The organism is Microcoleus sp. F10-B2 (assembly GCF_036704965.1).
Classification (GTDB): domain Bacteria; phylum Cyanobacteriota; class Cyanobacteriia; order Cyanobacteriales; family Microcoleaceae; genus Microcoleus.
This window is the reverse complement of sequence record NZ_JAUBTB010000038.1, coordinates 53,970-72,681: the sequence shown is the minus strand read 5'-3', so window position 1 is coordinate 72,681 and position 18,712 is coordinate 53,970. Positions and strand designations below refer to the sequence as shown.

Sequence of the window (18,712 nt, the reverse complement as noted above, 5' to 3'; positions counted from 1 at the left end):
GCTTTCCCAGCTAGTTTTTTATAGACCATCATATTTTTGGCTTTTTGTCAACCTCTTTTACTGGACTGGCGCTCTAGGCTCTGCCTAGGAATCAATGTCCAGAGGCTCTGCCTCGATTTCGGAGCAGCTTTCATAGGAGGCAGAGCCTCCGGATCTGTGTTACCAGGCAGAGCCTAGTAACGAGTAGAATCCGCCCCTAATGAGTAATGACTAATGACTAATTATCAGCAGCAAAAGCCTCTCGACGGCGACTGGTGTCAACGGGCCAGTCTGTATTTTCCCCGCCAATAATGAGTTTTTCAATCGTTACGAATTCTTTGCTCAGTTGCTGGAAAACATTAATCAAAACATCGAGGCCAATTGCATCGCTAGTTCCCAAATCAAACCAGCAGCGAGCCCAAGAACCTTGATACTCCATTTCTCCCATATTGTGCATCAAAGCCATCATGCTTTGGTCGGCTAGATTAACATCGTAATTCATCTGACTGATATCTAAGCCTTCATCTTGAACTTGCAAATTTTCCGCATTAAATCCTCCGAGTTTTCCCAAGAAAAACCAAGAGTCAAACACTTCTTCAACATACTGTTTTTCACCGTTTGAAGGCACGTTGCTGAACTTCAGCCAAATCCAGAGGTCAAAGGGGTTAAACTCGCGAAACTCTACTTGCATCAATTTTTTCAAAGAAAGGGAATGGAATTGCAGGAATTGGATTGCAGGAGAGAGGAAAATTGGGAGACAGGGAGACAGGGAAAAGTTTCCTACTGACTCCTGACTCCTGACTTCCCCTCTGACTCTTTTTATAGTGGTGGTAAGGCCGCGGGCCCCCAGACTCCATCTGCATCTCTAATTTTATCGCGCATGGGGTCGCAGGCGCGAGATTTGCTGTCGAGACGGTTGCGGGTTCTGCACTGCTGAAAGAAGATTTCGGCTACTAAACTGCGCGGCAGTTGGTCGGGTTTTGCTAAGGCTGCGTCGAAGTTTTTTCTGGCTTCTTCAAGTAAGGTTTTGTTGCCGTCTTTCCCCTGGGATTGGGAAAATAAGATTTGTGCTTTTAGATAGAGAACTTCGGGATTATTGGGCGTTTCAGCTAGGGATTTGTTCGCAAATTCTAAAGCGCGATCGTACTTTTTCAAGTCTCGATAGCCTACTGCCATGCCGCGATAAGCTAAGTAGCGGGGAGAGGCTTTTTGTTCGAGTCTTTGAATCGCTTCATTGGGGTTGGAAAAGGGCAGGTTTGTGGCTAGCATTAAGTCCATGTAGCCTTTGATCAGGTTAAGTTCGGGGTCGTTGGGCGCTATTTTATCGGCGACCTCTAGGTATTGAAATACTACTCGCAGTTTGTTGAGTGCTTGGGACGCGCCTTTGGCTGTTCCTTCTTTGGCTATAATGTTCGCCCCTTCTAGAAAGTGACCTGCTGCTGTGTAAATATTGCCGCGCAATGGATTAGTTTTAGTCAATTTTTCGCCGACTTCGCGGGTTTTTTGTGCGTAGGAATTCATCGAGTTTAAGTCCTCCTCGATGTAGGAGAGGGAGGCTGCCATTGCATAGGCTAGCGGCTCGTTTGGTTCGGCTGATAGTGCTTGTTGAACTTGAGTTTTTGCTTGTTTGTAGTTTCCTTGCTGAAACATTGTTTTGAAAGCGGTTTCGGTGTTGGGCCCGATCGCCTGCGGGTTGCTGTTGCGAAAGGGATCGCCCGCTACTGCCGAGTTAATGCAGATGCTGAGGGCGATCGCTCCTGCACAGGCGATCGCCCGCACTGTCTGTTTAGAACTTAACATTTGCTTGCCAAGCGATGCTAAAGGGGTTTTCGTCATCGTCACTTCTCTCAATGGAATATACTGTAAACTAGAAACAAGAGAGTTAAATTTTCAGACTTTCGGGCCGCGACCAAAAAAAGAGTGAAATTTGCTTGATTTTTTATGGTTGCTGAGGTATATTTTAAGAATGGAAGTGTGACTTGTAATATATTAAAGAACAGATTTCCATTATTAAAATATACCATGAAAAAACCAAAAAATCAAACGCCAATCCTGAAAAAAAAGGAAATTTTTGTAAAGATTTATGTAAAATAATTGTGTGCGATCGGCTACAACCAGAAACAAATGGCTGAGGCTCGATAATTAATCCGTGTATCCGTGTCAAAATTCGTGTAGTGCCTTCCTTCTCCCCAATTACCAATTGCGTTAATGCTTTATCTAAAAAACTTAGTATATCATCCTACAGCCTGTCCGAATGCTATTCTGAAAAATATTAACTTAGAACTTCCCTCGCAGCAAATGGGACTGATTGTGGGTCGCAGCGGTTCTGGCAAAAGTACGCTCTTAGAAATATTAGCAGGTTTAGCGGAAAAAACTAGCGGCGACATCCGTTGGCGGGAACAAGAATTAACCCCAGAACACTTGCAACAGTTAGGAGGTTTAGTGTTCCAGTTTCCCGAAAGGCATTTTTGCGGAGGCACAATTTTAGAAGAATTGCGACTGGGACATCCTGAATTGGGACAAGAACAAATTAACTCAGCAATGGCAGAAGTGGGGCTCGGACATTTGCCGCTGCGGGCTTCCCCACACGCTTTGAGCGGCGGTCAACAGCGCAGGGTAGCCCTGGCGGTGCAGTTAATTCGGCAGCCGCATTTGCTACTATTGGACGAACCGACGGCGGGTTTGGATTGGTCGATGCGGCGGCAGTTGGTAAGCTTGTTGAGCAAGTTGAAAAGTCACTGGACTTTGTTGATTGTAACTCACGATGCTAGCGATTTGCTGAGCGTTGCTGATCGCTTTTGGACTTTAGATCACGGCGATTTGCAGGAGGTCGATCGGGCTAAATTAGAAGCTAAGGAAACCAGTTTTGTTAGTCATTAGTCATTAGTCATTAGTCATTAGTTAGTGCGGGCGGGCCGATCGCATTGTGAAGCATTTTTGGGCGAAGATAATTTGCATATTTTAGGAAAAAGTGGCAATAGAAGATGAATCAGATTACAATGCCTGTGCTACCGGAGATGAACGAGTTGTGGCAAAAAACGCTGAACTGGCAGCCGGATGAGTCGCAGCAGCAACAATTTCAGCGACTTTACGAGTTAATTGTCGAGGGAAATCGCTCCTTGAATTTAACTCGAATTACTGAGCCGATGGAGTTTTGGGAAAAACATTTGTGGGATTCTCTGCGGGGAATTGCCAGACTGCTGCCAACTAATCACAATTTGGCGGAAAATCCAGAATTGGCCGCCGAGTCGGTGCAGAAAGCGATCGACATTGGGACTGGTGGGGGTTTTCCGGGGTTGCCAATTGCGATCGCCCTGCCGCAACTATCAGTTACTTTGCTCGATTCTACTCGCAAAAAAATTACTTTTTTGGAAACAGTTGTGCCGTCTTTAGGGATAGAAAATGCGGCGACTTTGTTGGGCAGAGCCGATGAAATTGCCCGAGGGCAGCAGCACAAACAAGCTTACGATCTAGCACTTCTCAGAGCAGTTGGAGCCGCTCCTCTCTGCGCTAAATGCGCGCTGCCTCTGCTGAAAAATGGCGGTTTGGCTGTACTTTACCGTGGGAATTGGACGGTGGAGGAAGAAACGGAGTTGCAAAGGGCGATCGAGCATTTGGGCGGTAAAGTTGAGTCAGTAGAAGCATTCACAACGCCGACGAGTCAGGGGGCCCGGCACTGCGTTTACTTGCGGAAAGTTGTACAGCAGTTCGAGCGTCCCGTGCGCTAGTAGGGACACGGCAGTGCCGTGTCCTGTATTTCATCGGCCGTGTCCTGTATTTCATCGGCCGTGTCCTGTATTTCATCGGCCGTGTCCTGTATTTCATCGGCCGTGTCCTCTATTTCATCGGCCGTGTCCTGTATTTCATCGGCCGTGTCCTCTATTTCATCGGCCGTGTCCTCTATTTCATCTAATTGAAAACTACCCGATCGCCTTTTCGTAGCGCTTGTTAATTTCCGCCCAATTAACAACATTCCACCAAGCTTTTAAGTAGTCTGCGCGCAGGTTTTGATATTTGAGATAATAAGCGTGTTCCCAAACATCGTTACCCATAATTGGATAGTTGCCATCCATGAAAGGCGTGTCTTGATTTGCCGTAGTTGTAATCTCAAGTTTGCCAGCTTTATTGCGGACTAGCCAAACCCAACCGCTGCCAAAACGCTTAGTGCCGGCATCGTTAAATTTTGCTTTAAAATCGTCAACACTGCCGAAATTTTGCTTAATTGCTGTTGCAATTGCCCCTGTGGGTTCGCCGCCGCCGTTGGGGCCCATGATTTCCCAAAACATACTGTGATTTAGGTGTCCGCCGCCATTGTTACGCACGGTTGTGCGAATATCTTCCGGCACTTTGCTCAAATCTCGCAGCATATTTTCCGCAGTGATATTTTTGAGTTGCGGGTATTTGCTGACAGCATCGTTGAGGTTTTTAACGTAAGCGGCGTGGTGTTTGTCGTGGTGAAATTGCATTGTCCGCGCATCGATGTGCGGTTCTAAAGCATTGTATTCGTAAGGCAGAGGCGGAAGTGTAAAAGGCCCCGGAGTTTGGGCTATTTTTGGACTTTCTGCAATTGGACTTGCTTGCGATACATTATTTCCTGACGCTTGGCAAGCACCTGCGGTAATAGCTCCGACGGTGGCAGTCACCAAATACAAGAAATCTCGGCGTTTGAGAGTCATAAAAAGTACCTAAGTGAATTATTAACTGTTTTATCTCAGATTAAAGCAAAATGGGAGCGAGTTGATAAAAAAAGTTGTATCGCCCGAATGGATGAGACGGATGGGCGATGGTTGTGAGAGTTTCTCAAGTATAGGCTAATTGTGTGCGCGTAACTAACTCACGTGCTCCGGTTCACCAACCCGGTTTCTGTCTCGAAACCGGGTTTTTTTTTAGATTATTCTTGGGACAAGCGTTGGATGGCTTCGCCTCCAAAAAGCCGATCGGCTGCTTGGAGAATACCGGGAATTTTAGCAGCGTGGGGACTGTGGGCGAGAGGGCGGCGCAAGTCTAATTCATCGATGCGATCGGCTTTTTGGCCGGGGAACCAGTGGCCCCCATTACCTAAAAGGTTGTAGCGCATCTTGCAATAGTCGATCGTATCGTAAGCCTGGGCCAAATTCCACAGCCACAAAATCACATAAATATTAATACCTCCGGGAGTATTTTCGATAGTGGGTAAACCGACGTGCCAAGTCTTAAACCAATCTTCTCCTAATTTATTAATTGCTGCATTTTCCAACCTGGCTAATATCGGTGGCAAAATTTCATCGGATCTATCTAACAATTCTACAGCTTTCAGATGCTCGTTAAAATCTTCAGGTTTGGCGGCGCCCAAACTCAAAGTGTGTACTTGCGGATGCGACAAACAAAACAAATCATTAAACACCATCGGACTCAGCGGATAGCACAAGTCTACCAATTTTTGTGGCGGGCTGTAAAGCTGACCGCCTTTGTCGGAAGGACTGATAATAAAAACGCCCATATCGTGACGTTTAGCAGCTTCAATAGCCGGCCAATTAATTTGATTGATGTAGTACCAGTGCAAGTTAAGATAATCAAATTGATTGGTTTCAATTGTTTTGACAATCACATCCGTCGGGCCGTGAGTTGAGAAACCAATAAACCGAACTTTGCCTTCTGCTTGCAACTTTTTTGCCACATCCATGCAGCCGCCCGGACGCATAGACTCCTCTAGCAATTCCCAGGTATTAATGCCGTGTAGCGACAGTAAATCGACGTATTCCAGTTGCAAATAAGCTAAGGATTTATCAAAGTCTTCGCGAAACTCTTGGGAGTTTGGTTTGGGGCTAACTTTCGTTTGCACTATTAACTTTTCGCGGGGAAAGTTCGGCAAAATTAGCCCCAATTGCATCTCGGAAGTGCCGTAACCGCGAGCAGTTTCTATGTGATTGATGCCGCATTCAACTGAGTATCTAATCGTTGCTTCTAGATTTTGTTGATTGTCTGGGGGAATTTCATTGGCTGGCACGTCTTGCCATTTGTACTGATATCTCATGCCACCGCAGGAAAAGACGGGCATGGATAATTCTGTGCGACCGAATCTGCGATATTGCATCATCAAAAAAGAGATATGAACTTATCAACACATCTAACTGTAGGGCGTCCACTGAGCATCGGTCATTAGACTTATTGCATAAATCTTTGATAGCCTGTCAACCGCAGATGTCAGGCAGATTAACGCAGATTAACGCAGATAATTTCTAGAAGAGCGAGGGAATCAATGCCATTCAAGTCTATATTGTAGGGTGCACAGTCAATCGGTGCGCCGAAAAGCACCCTACAAATTCAACCAGTGCTAGGTATTTCTATTTATAAATTTCCCGGACTACTGGTTTTCCGTCTTGAATTTCGCCCACTAAAACCAAATCTGTACAGTTGACAAACAAGCCATTTTCTAACACGCCGGGAATGTTATTCAAAGTTTTTTCTAATTCCCCAGGATTGTCCAGGTTATCAAATTGAACATCAATTACCATATTACCTTGATCGGTAATTACGGGGCCTGCTTTTTTCACACCCATGCGGAGTTCTGGTTTGCCACCCAATTTTTCAATGGCGCGCATCACTGGTGTTAATGCCATCGGTATAACTTCGATGGGGACGCGAAAAGTCGAACCCAATTTATCTACGATTTTGGAACTGTCAACTACTACAATAAATTGAGTGGCGAGGTAATCGACTACTTTTTCGCGGGTGTGGGCAGCGCCACCACCTTTAATTAAGTTGAGGTGGGGATCTACTTCATCAGCGCCGTCAATAGCAACATCAATTCTGTCAATTTCATCGAGTGTTGTCAGCGGTACTCCGTACTGTTTTGCTAACACTTCTGATTGAAAAGATGTCGGGACTCCCTTGATATCTTTGAGTTCACCTGATTTTATGCGATCGCCCAAGGCTTGAATAGTATAAGCTGTAGTTGACCCGGTGCCGAGTCCGACAATCATACCAGATTTTACGCGATCGGCTGCTGCAAAGCCGACTTGCTGTTTCATCAATTTTACGGGATCTTGTTCTGCGGTCATGTTCGGTACTCCTCAATAGTTTTAAGATTATACCATTTATTATGGATTTATTTAACCGCAGAGAGCGCAGAGAACGCAGAGAGGAAGAAGAAGAAGAGAGGGAACTCGCAAATTATTTCAAGTGGGAACTTATCTCTTTTTTCTCTGCGCCCTCTGCGTCCTCTGCGGTTAAATAAAAAAAATATAGTTCACAAATCGGTGATAATTGCCACAATGAAAATCGGATTTCTCGATACCTACACTTGGGATTACAATATTGAAACTCGTTGCCGCGAACCTTTGGGCGGCACTCAGCAGGCTATTTGTTACTTAGCTGAGGCTTTGGCTGCACAGGGAAACGAGGTATTTTTGCTCAACAATACTTCCGAGTCGGGGATATCGCGCGGCCTTGATTGCAGGCGGCGCGTGGGGGACAAATCTAATTTATAATTGCTGCGATCGCTCGATTTTTGAGTTATAGTCAATGTAGCCGGCAAAGCGCTGGAAGTTAAGGCGCTTTTGGGCGACGGCACTAAGTTAATTTTGTGGATTCATAACGAACCGGGCTTTGTATTTCTCCAAGATTTCAACAATCAGCGAGAAATCAATGCTTGCGATGCCTTTGTATTTGTCAGCGACTGGCAGCGCGAGCAATTTCACGGGCGCTTTGGGCTTGAATCCAATCGCAGTTGTGTTTTAAGAAATGCGATCGCACCTTGTCTTGCTAACAGTTTACCCGATAATGTTTCTATCCTCTCTCATAAATACCGACCGCCAATTCTAGCTTACAACAGCACTCCATTTCGCAGACTCGATATTTTGTTAAAAGTCTTTCCCGAAATTCGTCAAGCTTTGCCCGGAACCAGATTCAAAGTATTTTCAAACATGAAAGTACACCAAATAGACGACAATGAGAACCAGCTTTTTTTAGGTCAACTTTACCGGCAGTGTCAGGAAACAGAAGGCGTCGAGTACGTCGGTTCCGTACCGCAACCCGAACTCGTCCGGCAACTGCGTTCAGTCGCGGTTTTAGCTGACCCGAATACCTATTTGGAAACCTCATCTATTGCCGTGATGGAGGCGATGGCCTGCGGTTGCCGGATTGTGACGAGTGAATTGGCAGCTTTGCCGGAAACAACTGCTGGATTTGCCCGTCTAGTTTCAATGTCAGGGGTGAAAAATTTTGCATCGATAACTAATTGGAAGCGTGCGGGCCAACCCAGATTGGGAGGAATATACAAGGCGGTTTCTTAGAGGCGATAGTCGGAGTTTTAAATGAGGGCACGGGTGCGGGAGGCGCCACTGCTGAAAATCATCTGAGACAGCAGGTAGAATATATAAATCGAGGGTGTACTTGGTCTGTTCGATCCCGATAGTGGGTAGAATGGTTGAATATTATTAGAGTAAAACCTGTAAGAGTGGCAGAGCAAATGATCGGGAATTCTTTAGTAGGTTTAGAGGCAGTGAGAGATTATTTTCAAAAGGGAAATTTGCTGAAAGATCGAGGTAATCTAGGTGGCGCCATCGAGAACTATCAGAAAGCTTTAGAGTTCAATCCCGAAGATGCGGAAGTTCATAAAAAGTTGGCGGAAGTTTATGCTTTGCAAGGAGAATTTGAAAAGGCGATCGCATCTTGCAATCTCGCTCTTAAATTCAAACCTAATTTTGCTGCGGCTTACTTGACAATGGGCAATGCCCTGCACAGTCAAGAAAAGCTGGAAATGGCAATTCAAGCTTACTTGCAAGCTTTAGAAATTCAGCCAAAATTTGCTGAAGCCAGCGCGAATCTCGGCAGTATGTATTACAAGTTAGGGCAATTGGAACAGGCTGCAAATTCTTACCAAAAAGCTCTTGCCATTAATCCAGAATTGTGCTCGGTAAATATGATGCTGGGCAGCGTTTTGCAGCAGCAAGGAAAGTTAGATGCAGCAATTGCCTGCTATCAAAAAGTGCTGCAAATGCAACCGGGAGATGCCAGCGCTGCGGAGAAACTATCGAGTTTGATAGCGCAAAAACAGCGGGAAGCTACCGATAGCAAATTTATGGAATTAGAAGCAGAATCAGGCGAACAGCAACCAGTATCTGTCAACAAAGATGAAGGCTACGGCTTGCAGCCTTCGAGCATAAATTTGCCGCCAGCGCCCACCGCTGAGACTTTAAATACTCCGTTTACAAACCCCGCTGAAGTCTCCGAACAAGTTACCTCGCTCAATGTTCCAGATAGCGGACAAGTTGCCAATTATCAAGAAGTAGAACCCTACAAAAAACTCGCCGAAAATTTTTTAGTTCAAGGCAAAATTAAAGAGGCGATCGCAGCGTGCCACCAAGCCCTAAAAATTCGACCGGATTTCATCCACGCTTACGTCACTTTAGGCAATGCTTTGCAAGCAGAAGGCAAAAATGAAGCTGCGATTCGATCGTATTCTCAAGCCCTAGAATTCCAGCCAAACTTTGCAGAAGTGCGCGCCAATATCGGCAGTATGTATTTCAAAATGGGGCGTTTGGAAGAAGCGATCGCCCATTACCAGCAAGCCATTGCCCTGAGTCCAGATTTAGCGGGAGCTCACTGGAATTTAGGGAAAGTATATCACAAACACGGCAACATCGAAGCAGCGATCGCCTGTTTTAAAAGAACATCCGAACTCAACCCGCAGCTAGTCGGTGCCGACTTCCACTTTAACTTAGGTAATCGACTTTTTAGCCAAGGAAAGCGCGACGAAGCCATCGAAAGCTACGAAAAAGCGATCGCCATTAAACCGGATTGGGCCGAAGCTTACGGTAACATCGGCAGCGCGCATTCTCAGCGAGGCAATCTCGATGCCGCCATCGCTTACTATCAGAAAGCTGTAGCTTTAAAGCCGCAATTAGAAGTTTTGCACTTCAATTTAGCAAATTCTTTTTTACAGCAAAACAAGTACGAAGAAGCGATTGCTAATTATCAAAATACTCTGAAAATCAAGCCCGACTGGCCGGAAGTTCACGCTAACCTCGGCAGTTGTTTTTCCATGCAGGGCAGGCTGGAAGAAGCTTTAGCCAGCTATCAGCAAGCTTTGGCATTAAAACCGGATTGGGCAGAGGTTTACTGCCGGATGGGACACATTCAGAAACAAGATAAGCCCTTGGAGGCGATCGCGCATTTTGAAAAGGCGATCGAATGCAACCCCAAATTCAGCGAAGCCCACCAACAACTGTGCGACTTGCTAAGCCATTCCACCAACCTTGCCGGAGCCCGCAGCGTAGCCGACAAATACTGCGAATTGTGCGGCGATGTCGCCCCAGTCATGTCAGCCACAGCCTACGTCTTTTCCTACCTGCAATCAGGTGTCAGCAAACAGGCAATTCAGAAACTGGAAGAAATCGAAAAATTCTGCTACGAAAAGGTCGAAACCTTTAGCGTAATCGAACTAAAACTGCTCTACGAAATCTTCCTGTTTGCAGTTTCTCACCTGCGAGACAACCGCGAAAAAAATGCTAGTTTTTACCGCCTAATTGCCAAAGAATACTACAAAAAAGCCGTCCCCCAGCGCCCGGTGAACAGAATTAAAGCCGCCAATAATCCGGGACAAAAACATTTAAAAATCGGCTTCCTTTCCAAACACTTCCGCCGCCACTCGGTAGGCTGGTGCAGCGAAGCTTTAATTCGCGAATTAAGCCGCATCACCCCCCACGTTCACCTGTACGTCACCGGCAAACTCCACCGAGATGAAGTTACGCAGCGGTTTGAAGAAATGGCGGGGAAGTTTTACTGGCCTAAAAAATATCCAAACGGCTTTGCTGACGGCGGCGAAATCTTCGCGGAAGTAGTGCAAGACGATTTGGATGTTTTAATAGACTTAGACTCGATGACAGTGCCAACAAATGTCGAAGTGCTGTATCAATATCCTGCGGGAATTTGCGTTTCTTGGCTGGGATTCGACGCACCCTACATTTCAGATAATCACTACTTCCTTTGTGACGAACACACTCACCCCCCGGGTGTTGAAAAAAATTACTTAGAACAGTTAGTAAGATTGCCAGTTTGTTCTGTAGCAATTGGGCAACTGCAAAGCATTCCTGTGAATCGAGAGGCGATTAGGAACGCTCTCGGAATTGGCTTAGAGCAAATGACTTATCTGTGCGTTGCGCCAGGGAGAAAAACCAATCCCGAAATGGTACGAGCTCAAGTTCAAATCCTCAAGGAAGTACCAGATAGTTTGTTAATCCGCAAAGGTCAAGGCGACCCCGATGTTATTCACAGCACTTACCGCGAAGAATGCGAAATTCAGGGAGTAGATTTTGCTCGGATTAAGTTTATAGGGCAAACTAAAAGTGAAGAAGAACACCGGGCTATTTATTATGTAGCCGACGTGCTTTTAGATTCCTATCCTTACAACGGGGGGACTCACAATTTAGAGGCTTTGTGGGCGAATTTGCCAGTGGTAACTCGCTCCGGCGACCAATATCTTTCGCGGATGGGTTACGCTTTTCTGAAAAGTGCAAATCTTGATGTTGGTGCGGCGTGGAGTTGGGAGGAATACACGCAATTGGGAGTTAAGTTTGGTCGCGATCCTGGTTTCAGAAATGCGGTGAAAGAGCATTTAGTAAAATCTAAGCAGCCAGAACATCTCGCACCTTTGTGGAATCCTACAAAGTTGGCTGAGGATATGTATGAGGTATTTCAAAAACTGTTAGCTAAATAGGTGGCGAATTGCTATAGCAATCCCTCATCAGTTGTGAACTCCTCTGTTGCTCTCGGCTCTTCCTCTGTGCCCTCTGCGTTCTCTGCGGTTCAATAAAAAAAGAGATATCAGGTAGAGAAACGCGGTTTCTGGATATTTGTACGCTACTCCCGGTAAAGTTTTGTAAAAAAAACCGCGAAAATGCGTAAAAATTTCACACCGAGTCTGATAGATAAATAGCTGATTCATAGTACCGCGATCGCACTAACTTTATGCCTGTTAGGGCGATCGCTTTTTTAGTAACACCAGTTTCAAAAAAAAATGCAACAGCAGACAAGCTCCAAACCGCGAGCTTCATCAGTCATTCCCAAATCTAAAATCTAAAATCTAAAATCTAAAATAACATGACTGCCGACTAATCACTAATAGCCACTCGATCGCGCCCGCCAGACTTAGCTCGATAAAGCGCCTTATCAGCCGCTTCAATCAACATTTTCGGCGAATTTTGGTTTTCAGAAATCGTCGCCACCCCCATGCTGAGAGTCACGCAATCGCTGACAACAGACTTAATGTGGGGAATTGCTAAGGCTTTGACACGCTGGCGGATTCCCTCAGCAACAGCCTGTGCAGCCGCGATATCCGTATTTGGCAAAATTACCCCAAATTCCTCGCCGCCGTACCTAGCAGCCAAATAGAGTTGTTCTGCGGGTGCATTAGTGCAAGCATCCCCGATCGCCCGGCCCACTTGCTGCAAACAAGCATCTCCGGCTTGGTGGCCGTAATTGTCGTTGTAAAGTTTAAAACAGTCAATGTCGCACATAATCAAAGATAGCGGTTCCGAAGAGCTCGACTGCTCCCATTCCCGGTTGATCACCTCGTCAAATCGGCGGCGGTTAGCTAGCTGAGTCAGGCTGTCCAAATTCGCCAACCCGTCCAACCGCTGGTTGGCAGCAGCTAGCTGCTGGTAAACTAAAGATTGTTCGATCGCGATCGCCACTTGAGTACCCAACTGACTCAGCAAATCCATATCAAATTGCTGCCACTGGCGGGGTTCCGAACAGTGGTGGGCAATCAGCAAACCCCACAACTTCGGCACTTGACAAGAACCGTTACCTTCCCGAGGTTCTATTCCCTGCTGGACAATCGGCACTACCAAATTTGCCTTCACCTGACACCCCGCCAAAAAATTCATGTGACACTCGGTCAAATTAGAAGCATGAATATCCTCTACGGCGCGAATGCGGCCCTTTAAATACTGTCCGATGTAAGTATTGGCAAAACAGCAGTCCTCAAATGCCCTCCCCATCAGCGGCATCCATTCTTCTCCAACCGACTCCACCACCACATCTCCGTTCCAATCTGACCGGAAGCGGAAAACAACCACTCGATCGGTTGCCAAAAATTCCCGCACTTCAGCTACTGTAGTGTTGAGAATATCTTTAATATCTAGAGAAGAACGGATGCGCGATTGAATCTGCGCGATCAGGCGTTCCCGTTCTATTTGTTGCCGCAGCGCGACTTGGGCTCGCTTGCTTTGAGTTATGTCTCGACCTTCCGGCAACAGCAATACTATTTTGCCAGTTTCATCCGCGACCGGTTTGAGAGAAAAATCAACAGTTGCCGTCCGATTTGCACCTTGAATTTCCACTTCATAGCGGACAAATTCGCCTTTTGCCGATCGAGAAATCGCCTCTTGCAACTGTTCCCGAACTTCTGAGGAAGTTCCCCACCACGGCAACAGCCAAAACGGTCGGTTTGCCACATCCTGCAGCTTAATTCCCGCGAAATCTAGAGAAGTTTGGTTAGCTTCCAGGAGAGTGCCGTCCGGTTTCAACAAGCTCACAAATTGGAACGAAGAATCAAAAATTGCCCGAAAGCGCCTTTGAGAATCTCCCAACATTGCCGTCACCTTTTCGCGAGAGGTAATATCGCGGAAGCGCCACACCCTGCCAATAATATTTTGTCCGACTCGAATCGGCTGCGTGTAGCGCTCAAAAGTGCGGCCGTCTTTAAATTCAAGAATATCGCAGCCTTCGGACTCCGCATCGCTGTAAATTTCTTTAACTCTCTGCAAAAAAGCCCTCGGATCTTTAACTTGCGTGGTGAGAAATGCCAGCCGCACCGTTCGATCCATGGAGTTTCTAACTTCTTCATGAATTCCCCACATTTGGACTAACTTTTGGTTAAAACTAATCAGTTCTCCGGCGGTAGTAACGGCGAGAATGCCGTCGGCTGTTGCTTCCAAGGTAGCGTGCAGCAGAGAGCGCGATCGCTCTAATTCTGCCGCTATTAACTTGCGTTCCGTGAGGTCTCGCACTGCTTTCACCTGCACTAAACGACCTTCCACAACCGCGAATTTGCTGCGAACATCAGCCGGAAAAGCAGTTCCGTCTCGCCTCAGAAAAATTGTTTCACAGACTGTATTGCTGGCTGCAGAAATCATTTGCGGGGCCTGTTTGTATGATTTCGGCGACAGCAGTTCCAGCAAGCTCATTCCCGCCATTTCCGCAGGTTCGTAACCGAACAGCTTGGCAAAAGTGTTGCTGACGCTCAAAATTGTGTCGCGGTCAGCCACGGCAACTGCTTCAAAATAAGCTTCGGATTCAAGCAAGCTCGGTGCTGCTGCGCTGCCGCCATTTTTACCGGAATAGCTGTTGTTAATTAGCTGTTTCAATTGCGTATTTGCCGAGTACAAAGCGGTCATGGCTTGCCTGTACATGGCGGTGCGTTTTTCGACTCTTCCTTCAAGCCGATCGCGATAGTCTCGCAATTCTTTTTCTACTCGCATTAACTCGGTGATATCGACTGCAAAAACTATCACGCCAGCGACTTGACCTGTTTCGTCGCGGTAAGGTATTTTATCAGTCCGCACCCAGCATTTTTGACCCGAGACAGTTGGCAGAAGTTCGACTTTTCCTTGTTTGGGAACGCCGGAATTAATTACTTCCAAATCTTCTAAATAATATTGCTCTGCTTCGTCAGGATAGATTTCATAAAAAGATTTTCCTTCTAATTGAGCCGCAGGCAAACCTCTTGATGCAGCGGCGGCTTTATTAATTCGCAGCAGGCGGCTTGCGGTATCTTTGTACCAAATCATCGCCGGCACGGAATCAAAAATAATTTGCTGTTCTTGGTGCTGCCGGCACATTTCTGCTTCTACTTTTTTTCTTTTAATTATTTCTTTTTGCAATTTTTTGTTGGCTTTTTTAAGTTCGGCAGTGCGTCTTTCTACTCTTTCTTCTAGTTGGTTGTAGTATTGGGCCACCAAGTTTTGCTGCTGTTCGCGCCGCATTGCTTCTAATTTAGACCTTTCGCTAGCAGACAAACTAGACGATACAAAGTCTGCTAATATTTGGGTGAATTCGTGTTCTTCTTCCGTCCACTCACAGCCGGAACCCTGGCGTTCGGCGCTGACTATTCCCGCCAGTTGACCTGCTAGCACAATCGGTACGTTTAACAGGGAAGTCGTGCCCCGACCGGAAAAATAAAGACTGGCAAGTTCTCGCGTTCTCGGGTCATTTTCTGCTGCCACCGTTGCGATCGCACTTGCGGATTTTAAAGCTTGAAAATACGCCGGACAGTCGGCGGCTGTAATGATTATTTGTACGGAGTGGAGTTTAGTATTTTGTTCGTAAAGGTCGATGCAGTGAAGCTGCGTTTGGTCTTCGCCGTACAGCCAAATACTGGCTCGATCGCAGTTGACAATACTGACAGCAGTTTCTGTTACTTCGCGGATAAATTCTTCTAGATTTTGGCGTTTTTTAAATTGACTTTTGGCTAATTTTGCGATCGCCAAAGTAGGACTGCACCACTTTTCTCTCTGGTAGGGCTGGGCAGATAGCCGCGCATCGGCTCTAATTTCTTCGCAAACTAACAGTACAGTCGGCCCTTGGAAATTGGCAAGCGATCTACCAGCGGTATTTTCCTCTATTTTCCAGTTGACCGCAGGCATGGCGCGGGCGGTTGCTTTTACCCAGATAATCCTGCCGTCTTTGCAAGTCAAGCCGCCTTCCCAACAGGCAAATTTTGGAGTTGGTTTACCGTTTTCCGGCTGTGCCAATCCGGCAAATTCAGCTTGCATTTTTCCTCGATCTTCGCAGTAAAATATGTTAAAAATTGAATGAAAAATTAATTCCTGCGATTTGTAGGCGAGGCGAGACGCGCCGAATTGATTGAGCGAAAAAACTCTTCCCACAGCGTCTAGAACAAAGTAAATTCCCGGAAAATTGTCGTAGAGAGTTCGATACCAATCCTGTTCGACTTGTTGGCTGCACGAAAGTTTTTCTGCTGCGAACTCGCCCTCCGTGCCTATCGATTGAGAATTGTTGGTTTCTGGGTTGCTTGAATGACTTTTTTTAGCAAACACTTTTGGCTTAACTCGACTGTAATAAATTTTACTTTCTGGAATTTAACTTTCTTGTGAAACTAAATTAAACCTGTTGTTTTAAAAAAGTTACAAATTGTAACAAAAATACAACTTGTCCAGCGCGCTGGTTTTTGCTTCCCAATGCAACCACTGTGTTTGTTTGTAGTTGTTAACCGTTTGCCGGCGATATTTAGCGCTAGTTGCAATGCCAGCAGGTTTAGCTGCAATTACCCGGTCTGTACTTTGAGCATCCCAGACAATGGAAAAAAGCCACAATCAAGGGTTTTAAGTATATATGATAACACTCAAATACCTAGTATTGGGACTGACCTACTTGGATTCGGTTTGGGATATTTGCCGGGACTGGGGATGAACCGGGCGGCGGTTGCAATTGTTGGGTCAGCTTTGGCGGTTGCCTTGGGAATACTTAACCTCAAAACTGCTTGGGAGGCGATCGACCCAAATACGATCGTTTTGTGTTGGGAATGACGATCCTGAATATAGTTAATTTGACTGTTTAATAAATATTTGCAAGAATTAAGTTAATTATATCTTATAATGCACGATCGGTCACAGGCTTTAGTCCGATAGTTTTTACTTAATCTTGTCCAGCAAACGCTAAGGAGGTAAGGAAGAGTGAGTACCCAACCCGCTGCGAAACCCAGACTTAATTCTGCGTTCAAACAACTGATGTCTTTACACTGGGCGATGTCAGCTTGCTATTTAGTGCTGTTTATTACCGGTCCGTTTATGGCTCAATTGCCGAGAGAATTGTCGATCCGAAATCCGCTTTACGCTTTTCACAAATCCGTAGGGGTGCTGACAATGGCTTTCCTGACTTTGCGGATTTTGACTCTCCTGCGGGTATGGTGGAAAAAATATACGAAACGCCTGCCAAAGTTTACGAAGGAATGGTACAAAAATTTGGCTCTGCACGCGACTTTGTACGTTTTTATGTGGCTAGTTCCGGTTGCTGGTTTCTTACTTTCTAACTCTATCAGAAATAATAATGTGCCATTTTTTGGAATTGTTGTGCCGGATATGTTTCCGAAGAATCCCGCAATGGTTGAGGTGGGAAGGAGTTTGCATTTTTGGCTTGGGTACACGTTTTTAGCGTTCGTAATTTTGCATATTTTAGCTCAGAAGAAAGTTGTGAGAGCTAATTGGCGCAGGTTGGCAAACTTTGTTCGCACCAAGTTCGCAAAGTCTCAAAAGGTTGGATAAATTTGCGATGGGTACTATATCTCAATTGGCAATGATAAATTTACTGCAAAACTGGCTATTTTCCACGGCGATATTTAGCGCTAGTTGCAATGCCAGCAGGTTTAGCTGCAATTACCCGGTCTGTACTTTGAGCATCCCAGACAATGGAAAAAAGCCACAATCAAGGGTTTTAAGTATATATGATAACACTCAAATACCTAGTATTGGGACTGACCTACTTGGATTCGGTTTGGGATATTTGCCGGGACTGGGGATGAACCGGGCGGCGGTTGCAATTGTTGGGTCAGCTTTGGCGGTTGCCTTGGGAATACTTAACCTCAAAACTGCTTGGGAGGCGATCGACCCAAATACGATCGTTTTTTTGCTGGGAATGATGGTCGTTAATTCGGCTTTGGGAGCATCGGGTTTTTTTCAACTAGCTTTGGAGTTTTTAACTCGCTTTACTCGTTCTCCTTTCGGCATTATGGTGGCAGTTACTTTTGGCAGCGGCATTTTATCGGCATTTTTTCTCAACGACACTACTGCTATTTTGCTGGCCCCTTTAACGCTGAGTCTGACTCGCTCTTTGTCTCTCAATCCTATCCCTTATCTTTTAGCTTTAGCCGGAGGTACTAATTTAGGTTCAGTGGCGACTGTGAGTGGCAACCCGCAAAATATTCTCGTCGGTTCTTTTTCGGGAATTAGTTATTTGGAATTTGCCCGCTCTCTCGCACCAGTAGCTTTAATTTGTTTGCTGGTTCAAGTAGCTTGGCTGTGGTTGCTTTATCCAGAAGTGCGTTCTTGCAAATCTTTGCCGGAGGTTCCCCAAGTTCGGTATCGATTGTTGAAGCCTTTACTAGCAAAAAGTTTGTGGGTGACAGCAGGACTTTTGGTAGCTTTTTTAGCGGGTGTACCTTTAGCAGAATCTGCCTGGATAGCTGCCAGTATATTGTTAATTACTAGGCGCGTCAAGTCCGATCGCATTTTGCAAGGCGTTGACTGGAATTTGCTCGTGATGTTTGCGGGATTGTTTGTGGTGACGAAAGCAACTCAACAACTGGGTTTGTTGGACAATTTAACTAATTTGACTGGTACGCCGCTGAGTTTGTTGGGAGTAACGGTAATTCTTTCTAACTTAATTTCTAACGTACCCGCAGTGTTGGTTCTGCAATCGGTGATTGTCAAAACAGACACGCAAGCTTGGCTGTTGTTGGCGGCGGGTTCTACTCTGGCGGGGAATTTAACTTTGTTGGGTTCTGTGGCTAATTTAATTGTAGCTGAAGTTGCAGGGAAATCAGGCGATCGGCTGACTTTTAAGGAGCATTTGCGGTTCGGGCTGCCGCTGACTTTCATTACTTTGGGAATAGCTTATTTTTGGCTGTACTAAAAGGCTACGATCGTTGCACTATCATGCTCGTACAATTAAATTTTAGCCTCGCGCTTTTATCTGTGCGAACTGGAGTTGTTTTCCATGAACTACAGAAATT

General features: G+C 45.9%; 16 protein-coding genes. 8 read left to right on the top strand and 8 right to left on the bottom strand.

The annotated features are described in order from the left end of the window. Positions 1-217: 217 nt before the first annotated feature. Positions 218-670, bottom strand: coding sequence for a DUF3531 family protein (locus QUA99_RS16505; protein ID WP_333238440.1), 453 nt, complete (start codon positions 668-670; stop codon positions 218-220). 128 nt (positions 671-798) lie between these two features. Further along, complete coding sequence (locus tag QUA99_RS16500; RefSeq protein ID WP_333238442.1) at positions 799-1,815, bottom strand: Sll0314/Alr1548 family TPR repeat-containing protein; 1,017 nt, start codon at positions 1,813-1,815, stop codon at positions 799-801. A 372-nt stretch (positions 1,816-2,187) separates the two neighbouring features. Between QUA99_RS16500 and QUA99_RS16495 the strand changes: the two genes are divergently transcribed. Continuing rightward, on the top strand, positions 2,188-2,859 hold the full coding sequence (locus QUA99_RS16495) for an ABC transporter ATP-binding protein (RefSeq protein WP_172184743.1): 672 nt from the start codon (positions 2,188-2,190) through the stop codon (positions 2,857-2,859). Between the two features lie 104 nt (positions 2,860-2,963). Next, positions 2,964-3,707 carry a 16S rRNA (guanine(527)-N(7))-methyltransferase RsmG gene (gene rsmG / locus QUA99_RS16490; RefSeq protein WP_333238444.1) on the top strand — a complete coding sequence of 248 codons (744 nt, stop codon included), beginning with the start codon at positions 2,964-2,966 and terminating at the stop codon, positions 3,705-3,707. Here rsmG and QUA99_RS33155 read toward each other — a convergent pair. The 4 genes from QUA99_RS33155 to rpiA form a co-directional block, all read right to left on the bottom strand. After that, entirely contained in the window at positions 3,704-3,952 is a 249-nt protein-coding gene (locus QUA99_RS33155) for an alanine-zipper protein (protein WP_445251018.1), read from the bottom strand. The genes rsmG and QUA99_RS33155 overlap by 4 nt on opposite strands. Beyond that, positions 3,900-4,655, bottom strand: a complete 756-nt coding sequence (locus QUA99_RS16485) for a Fe-Mn family superoxide dismutase (protein WP_333238446.1) — start codon at positions 4,653-4,655, stop codon at positions 3,900-3,902. Before QUA99_RS16485 ends, QUA99_RS33155 begins: the two co-directional genes overlap by 53 nt. 215 nt (positions 4,656-4,870) lie before the next feature. Continuing rightward, the gene (locus QUA99_RS16480) at positions 4,871-6,055 is read right to left on the bottom strand and encodes an aldo/keto reductase (protein ID WP_445251017.1); all 1,185 of its coding nucleotides are present in this window, start codon (positions 6,053-6,055) and stop codon (positions 4,871-4,873) included. Positions 6,056-6,302: 247 nt separating this feature from the next. Continuing rightward, a complete protein-coding gene (gene rpiA / locus QUA99_RS16475; RefSeq protein WP_333238448.1) occupies positions 6,303-7,019 on the bottom strand; it encodes a ribose-5-phosphate isomerase RpiA in 717 nt (238 codons plus the stop codon). Positions 7,020-7,232: 213 nt separating this feature from the next. Between rpiA and QUA99_RS16470 the strand changes: the two genes are divergently transcribed. The 3 genes from QUA99_RS16470 (at position 7,233) to QUA99_RS16460 (ending at position 11,677) form a co-directional block, all read left to right on the top strand. Beyond that, entirely contained in the window at positions 7,233-7,448 is a 216-nt protein-coding gene (locus QUA99_RS16470) for a hypothetical protein (RefSeq protein ID WP_333238451.1), read from the top strand. A 69-nt stretch (positions 7,449-7,517) separates the two neighbouring features. Next, entirely contained in the window at positions 7,518-8,252 is a 735-nt protein-coding gene (locus tag QUA99_RS16465; RefSeq protein WP_333238453.1) for a glycosyltransferase family 4 protein, read from the top strand. Between the two features lie 176 nt (positions 8,253-8,428). Then, a complete protein-coding gene (locus tag QUA99_RS16460; protein ID WP_333343410.1) occupies positions 8,429-11,677 on the top strand; it encodes a tetratricopeptide repeat protein in 3,249 nt (1,082 codons plus the stop codon). 193 nt (positions 11,678-11,870) lie between these two features. On the opposite strand, the gene QUA99_RS16455 is transcribed toward QUA99_RS16460, so the two are convergent. Both QUA99_RS16455 and QUA99_RS16450 read right to left on the bottom strand, forming a co-directional pair. Next, a complete protein-coding gene (locus QUA99_RS16455; RefSeq protein WP_333238457.1) occupies positions 11,871-12,014 on the bottom strand; it encodes a hypothetical protein in 144 nt (47 codons plus the stop codon). A 57-nt stretch (positions 12,015-12,071) separates the two neighbouring features. Further along, complete coding sequence (locus QUA99_RS16450) at positions 12,072-16,022, bottom strand: PAS domain S-box protein (protein WP_333238459.1); 3,951 nt, start codon at positions 16,020-16,022, stop codon at positions 12,072-12,074. 141 nt (positions 16,023-16,163) lie between these two features. Here QUA99_RS16450 and QUA99_RS16445 point away from each other — a divergent pair, with 141 nt between their 5' ends. The 3 genes from QUA99_RS16445 (at position 16,164) to QUA99_RS16435 (ending at position 18,612) form a co-directional block, all read left to right on the top strand. Beyond that, the gene (locus tag QUA99_RS16445; protein ID WP_333441903.1) at positions 16,164-16,511 is read left to right on the top strand and encodes a hypothetical protein; all 348 of its coding nucleotides are present in this window, start codon (positions 16,164-16,166) and stop codon (positions 16,509-16,511) included. Between the two features lie 147 nt (positions 16,512-16,658). Then, positions 16,659-17,246 (top strand): cytochrome b/b6 domain-containing protein, encoded by a 588-nt coding sequence (locus tag QUA99_RS16440; RefSeq protein WP_333238463.1) that lies wholly within the window; start codon positions 16,659-16,661, stop codon positions 17,244-17,246. Between the two features lie 7 nt (positions 17,247-17,253). Next, complete coding sequence (locus tag QUA99_RS16435) at positions 17,254-18,612, top strand: anion transporter (RefSeq protein WP_333411443.1); 1,359 nt, start codon at positions 17,254-17,256, stop codon at positions 18,610-18,612. Positions 18,613-18,712 lie beyond the last annotated feature (100 nt).